We start from the raw sequence: 5,454 nt of genomic DNA on the forward strand, positions 1-5,454 counted from the left end.
TGGTGTTAGTGGCACTGGGCATTTACCTGATGAGCGGCGGTGCTACGCCCGGAGGCTAAGCGATGCTCATGAGCACGGTTATCCCCCTAAACAGATCCTGTCAACTATTCCATCGCCAATCCTGCCCGATCCCTCCCATAACAATTCCGGCTCTGCCGGGCATCATCTGTCAAGACTTGGCTGTAGGGGTAGTAATTTATAGGAAAAAAGCATCCTGACCTATTACTACCTGTCTGTCAGCGACACCACTCCGGGCAGCTCTTCGCCTTCCAGAAACATCAGGCTGGCTCCGCCGCCGGTAGAGACGTGCGAAACCTTTTCTTCGAGTCCCGCCTGCTTGACAGCCGCCGCTGAATCGCCGCCGCCAATAATCGTAGTCGCTCCCCTTTCGGTCGCCTCAGCCAGGGCCCGGGCCACCGCATTGGTGCCGTCGGCAAAATTTTTCATCTCGAATACTCCCATGGGGCCGTTCCAAACCACCGTCTGGGCATTTTTAATGATATTGCCAAACGCTATGGAGGACTGGGGACCGATATCCAATCCCATCCAGCCGTCTTCGATGCCTTCTTCGTCCACAACCTTGTGTTCCGCATCATTCTTAAATTCTTTGGCTACCACTGAGTCGACCGGCAGCATAAATTTAATGCCCTGTTCCGCGGCCTTCTCCATCAGCTCCGAGGCCAGCTCCACTTTTTCATCCTCGACCAGCGAATCGCCGATCGACCATCCTTTGGCTTTGTAGAAGGTGTAGGTCATGCCCCCGCCGACAATAATCGTATCCACTTTGCCCAGCAGGTTTTCAATGACCCCTATTTTGTCGGACACTTTGGCTCCTCCCAGTATGGCGACAAAAGGACGCCGGGGATTATTGACCGAATCGTTCAGATATTTTATTTCCTTTTCCAGCAAGAAGCCCGAAACCGCCGGCTGCAAAAAACGGGTAACGCCCGCAACGGAGGAGTGGGCACGATGGCTGCTTCCGAATGCGTCGTTACAAAAAAGATCGCCGTGCGCGGCCAGCTGCTTGCAAAACGCTTCGTCATTGGCTTTCTCTCCCTCGTGGAACCGCACGTTTTCCAATAATACGATCTCTCCTTGTTCGGCCTGTTCAATAACGGAGGTTGCCTGCTCACCGATGCAGTCTTCCGCAAAATAGACGTCCGTATCAACCAGCGTCTGCAGGTGTTCGGATACGGGACGAAGGCTCAGCGACGGGTCAACCGATCCGCCCGGACGACCCAGATGGCTCATGAGGACCAGCTTGCCGCCGTTTTCGATCACAAATTCGATGGAAGGCAGCGCCTGGACGATCCGGTTGTCATCACCGATTTTTCCATCTTCAATCGGCACGTTAAAATCCACACGCATCAGTACTGTTTTACCTTCTATATCCACATTCTTAAGCGTCATCTTATCCATAATAACTGTTTGCCCGTTTTGATCTCAAGCCCCGCAAAAGGATTTCCCCTCCCTGAAACATATAAAGAGGCGGCTTATCATAAACAAGAACCCTTTTTCGGGACGTTGAATATTTAAATTAAAATTCAACTCAAAATACGGTAGCAAGGTGCATTGATCAACGTTGAATCAAAAATAAATAAACTCGCTTTGGTATACGGCGGGAGGCTCCCTGCCAAAAGCATTTAGTCCGGTTTTCTCGCCAAGCCCCGAATTCTCGGGGTTCGTCAGCAAGGCGAAGATAAAATGGTCGCGGAAATGTACCTGGGTACATTGAGCATACCCTTTTATCTTTAACACAGCTGAAGGATAAATTTCGCAGGAAAAACACCTTGTTATTTTTTGAAAGGATTAAATATGAATGCAACTTATTGCTTTACAAAAGGTTACAATTTATTCCATAATATATATGTGAGAAATCCGGGCTAGCCTGCTTTTCTGTTCAGTTTTGAATATCTTAACGGGGTAATTTGAATGAGTAAGACCGGAGACATGCAAACCATTTATTTCGACCATGCGGCCACGACGCCGGTTGACCAGCGCGTATTGGAAGCAATGAAGCCTTATTTTACCGAGCACTTTGGCAATGCCAATTCCGCCCACCAGCGGGGCAATAAAGCCAAGGTAGCTGTCGAAGAGGCACGGGAAACCATAGCCGGGCTTATCGGGGCGGAACCCGCGGAAATTATTTTTACCTGCGGGGGCACGGAAAGTGACAACGCTGCGATCAAAGGCGCTGTGAACGCGACCGGGAAAACAGAAATCGTTACCTCTCCACTGGAGCACCATGCGGTACTTCATACAGCCGAAGCACTCAAACGAAAGGGCATCCGGCCGGTCTATGTTGAACCGGATGCCAGCGGCATCATTCGGCCGGAAAAAGTGTCGGAAGCAATCACGGACCACACGGCCCTCGTTTCACTGATGCATGTAAACAATGAAATCGGCACCATTAATCCCCTGAAAGAGATTGCGGAAGTCTGCAAAGCGCACCGGGTCCCGTTTCATTCGGATACGGTCCAAAGTATTGGAAAACTGCCGGTGGATGTGAATGAACTGGGGCTTGATTTCCTCAGCATAAGCGGACATAAGATCTATGGTCCCAAGGGCATCGGCGTGCTGTATATGCGTCACGCTACTCCCTGGCTTCCCTGGATGCACGGCGGTTCCCAGGAGCGGCGGCGCCGGGGCGGTACGCTGAATGTACCGGGTATTGTGGGACTGGCTAAAGCGTTTGAGCTGTGCGCGGAACAGATGGAACAACACCGTATGCATTTTAAGCAATTGCGGCAACGCCTGACAGCAGCACTGGATGACAAGTTCGGCGAGCACTACCAGGTTAACGGTGCCACCGAAGCCGCCGTGCCTCACATTGTCAACCTTGCGTTTCCCAATACCGAAGGGGGACTTGATGGTGAAATGCTGCTCCTGAATCTGGATGTGGAGGGTATTTGCGTATCCAATGGATCGGCCTGTACCTCCGGGACGGTAGAACCCTCGCATGTGCTCGACGGTATCGGACTTGAACCCGAGGTGGCCAACTCCAGCATTCGCATCAGCATGGGTAAAGACAATACGGTGGAAGATATCGACTTTCTTGTTGAAAAGCTCGAAGTGGTGGTAAACCGCATGACGAAAGCAACGCCCGCCTGACGTTTGGAACACCAATCCGCTTAAAATAGGCCCATATAACATTCTACCTGCAATTTTATACCTCGCACATGCGGTTTGCAAAAGACCGGATTCTATACCTTAATAATCTCTGCCTCAGCCCAGCAGATACGGCTTCACCAGTCCCAGAAAGGTATTGATCAGCACCAGCAGATACACCAGCAGTGACATCCGGTAGGCGGAGGACCATCTCCGGCGGATATTATCATTTGTACGCTCTTTTTCCGCTTCTTCCAGTTTCCCCTTCAGTGCTTTTCTAAAAGCACTGCTGCGACGCATCGAGAGCACTATTAATACCAGAATAAGTACAAAGATCCCCTGCTTCAGTGCCAGCCAGGGATAAAGTTGAACAGTAAACCATCCCCATTGGGGACCACCGGGGAGAGAGACCATGGCGCCGCCTGAAATCAAAATACCGATCGCTCCCAGATGGGCCCCGGTATCGGTGGCCAGCCGTTCCCATTTCATAAATAGTTGTTTCTGGCGGTCATTCTTCTCCGCGCGGACTTTGGAGGCTAAAAAAAAACTTGTCGCCCACGCTGACAGCCATGCTACATAAGAAACAATATGGGTCCAATAGAAAATCGTATAAGACATGAACAAAATACCAGTTGAATATCTATCTACCTATCTACGATCGATCATCGTCAAAGATATCATCGATTAAATAGTCGTACTTATCTTCGACAATCCGTCGTTTAATCTTTAATGTCGGCGTTAGTTCACCGGTCTCCACCGTAAACTCGCTTGGCACCAGCCGGAAATCGCGAATTTTCTCGTGGGAAGCCAGCTCGCGTGATTGATTCCGAATCTCCCTGCGATAGATATTTTGCACTTCTTCTTTGGCGATCAGCTCCTCTGTTGAATCATAGGGTAACTCCCCCTCCCTGGCAAAAGCCTCAAGAGCCTCAAAATCGGGGACGATCAACGCCGCCATATAGGTCCGCCGCTCCCCGACCATCATAAGCTGATCAATCCATTTGCTCGTTTTAAACAGGTCTTCGATGGGACCCGGATAAATATTTTTGCCGCCGGCGTTTACGATCATGTGCTTAATGCGGTCCGTGATTTGCAGGTTTCCCTCTACAAAACGTCCCACATCGCCGGTATGCAGGAATCCGTCGTCATCAATCATCTCACGTGTGGCCTGGTCATTTTTCCAATAGCCTTCCATCACATTGGGTCCCCTGCAGAGGATCTCCCCCTGCTCCGAACTCAGGTCGGTCGGGTAGTCTTCCCCGCTCACTTCGGCAACAATCTCACTGTCTTCAAGGCGCTGTATGGCTACCGTGACGCCGGGCAATACCTTGCCCACCGTACCCATCCGCTCATCTCCGAGGGTATTGCAGCACATGATAGGGGACGTTTCCGTGAGGCCATATCCTTCTATAATATGCAGTCCCGCGCCCATAAAGAAATCACCGATCTTCGGAGGCAGGGCGGCCCCTCCCGAGACAAAAAAGCGGATTCTTCCGCCGGTCCGCTCTTTCAGCTTGTCAAATACCAGCTTGTCCGCCGCCTTTTTCTGGACCGAGACCCATCCCCGCTCCCCGTCGGCATACTTTCGTCCCACCGACTGGGCCCATTCAAAGATCTTCTGCTTGACGGCCGTCCCCTCTTCCACGCTTTTTTTCACCAGGTTGTAAATTTTTTCAAACAGCCGCGGCACGCTTATGATAATGGTGGGCTGTGCTTCGGTCATGTTTTTAGCAACCGTATCGACGCTCTCGGCATAATAGATCTCCGCCCCGGCAGCCATCATGGCATAATGTCCCGCGGTGCGTTCGAACGAGTGGCAGAGCGGCAAAAAAGAGAGGCAGCGGTCCTCTTCGGTGATATGAATCATCTTGTGGGCCGCCTTGATATTGCTTACGATATTGCGATGGGTCAGCATAGCGCCTTTCGGCTGACCCGTCGTGCCGGACGTGTAAATAAGGGTTGCCAGGTCTTCCGGCTCCACCGCTTTACTCCGGTCATCGATCTTCTGCTCGAGCTGCGGATACAACTTTAGTCCCTCTGCCATCACCTCATCAAAAAGCATGACGTCTGGACCATCCAGGTAGTTCTCAATATTAGGTTTATCAAATGCTATGATGCGATTGAGATGTTCGCAATCCTCAAAAACTTCCCGGGCTTTTTTCAGCTGAATACCCGTAGAGACGAAAAACATCTTCGCCTCCGAGTTCTGAAGAATATAGTTAACCTGTCCCGCAGGCAGCGACGTGTACAGCGATACATTAACGCCGCCAATAAGCTGCAGCGCCAGATCGAAAACCGCCCATTCGTAGCGGTTTTCACTGAGGATGGCCACCCGGTCGCCGGCCT

At 51.2% G+C, this 5,454-nt stretch carries 4 protein-coding genes; 1 reads left to right on the plus strand and 3 read right to left on the minus strand.

Features of this window, described 5'->3' with window-relative positions; translation table 11 throughout:
• Positions 1-225: 225 nt before the first annotated feature.
• Positions 226-1,419 carry a phosphoglycerate kinase gene (pgk, locus tag ACESLU_RS11000; RefSeq protein ID WP_372638696.1) on the minus strand — a complete coding sequence of 398 codons (1,194 nt, stop codon included), beginning with the start codon at positions 1,417-1,419 and terminating at the stop codon, positions 226-228.
• Between the two features lie 513 nt (positions 1,420-1,932).
• On the opposite strand from pgk, the gene ACESLU_RS11005 reads away from it, so the two are divergent.
• Entirely contained in the window at positions 1,933-3,111 is a 1,179-nt protein-coding gene (locus ACESLU_RS11005) for a cysteine desulfurase family protein (RefSeq protein ID WP_372638697.1), read from the plus strand.
• A gap of 114 nt (positions 3,112-3,225) precedes the next feature.
• Here the strand turns inward: ACESLU_RS11005 and ACESLU_RS11010 are convergent, their stop codons facing one another.
• Both ACESLU_RS11010 and ACESLU_RS11015 read right to left on the minus strand, forming a co-directional pair.
• On the minus strand, positions 3,226-3,726 hold the full coding sequence (locus ACESLU_RS11010) for a hypothetical protein (protein ID WP_372638698.1): 501 nt from the start codon (positions 3,724-3,726) through the stop codon (positions 3,226-3,228).
• A 34-nt stretch (positions 3,727-3,760) separates the two neighbouring features.
• The coding region (locus ACESLU_RS11015) for a long-chain fatty acid--CoA ligase (RefSeq protein WP_372638699.1) at positions 3,761-5,454 on the minus strand (1,694 nt) is incomplete at its 5' end.

The sequence above is a fragment of the Fodinibius sp. genome (genome assembly GCF_041642155.1).
Lineage (GTDB): Bacteria > Bacteroidota > Rhodothermia > Balneolales > Balneolaceae > Fodinibius.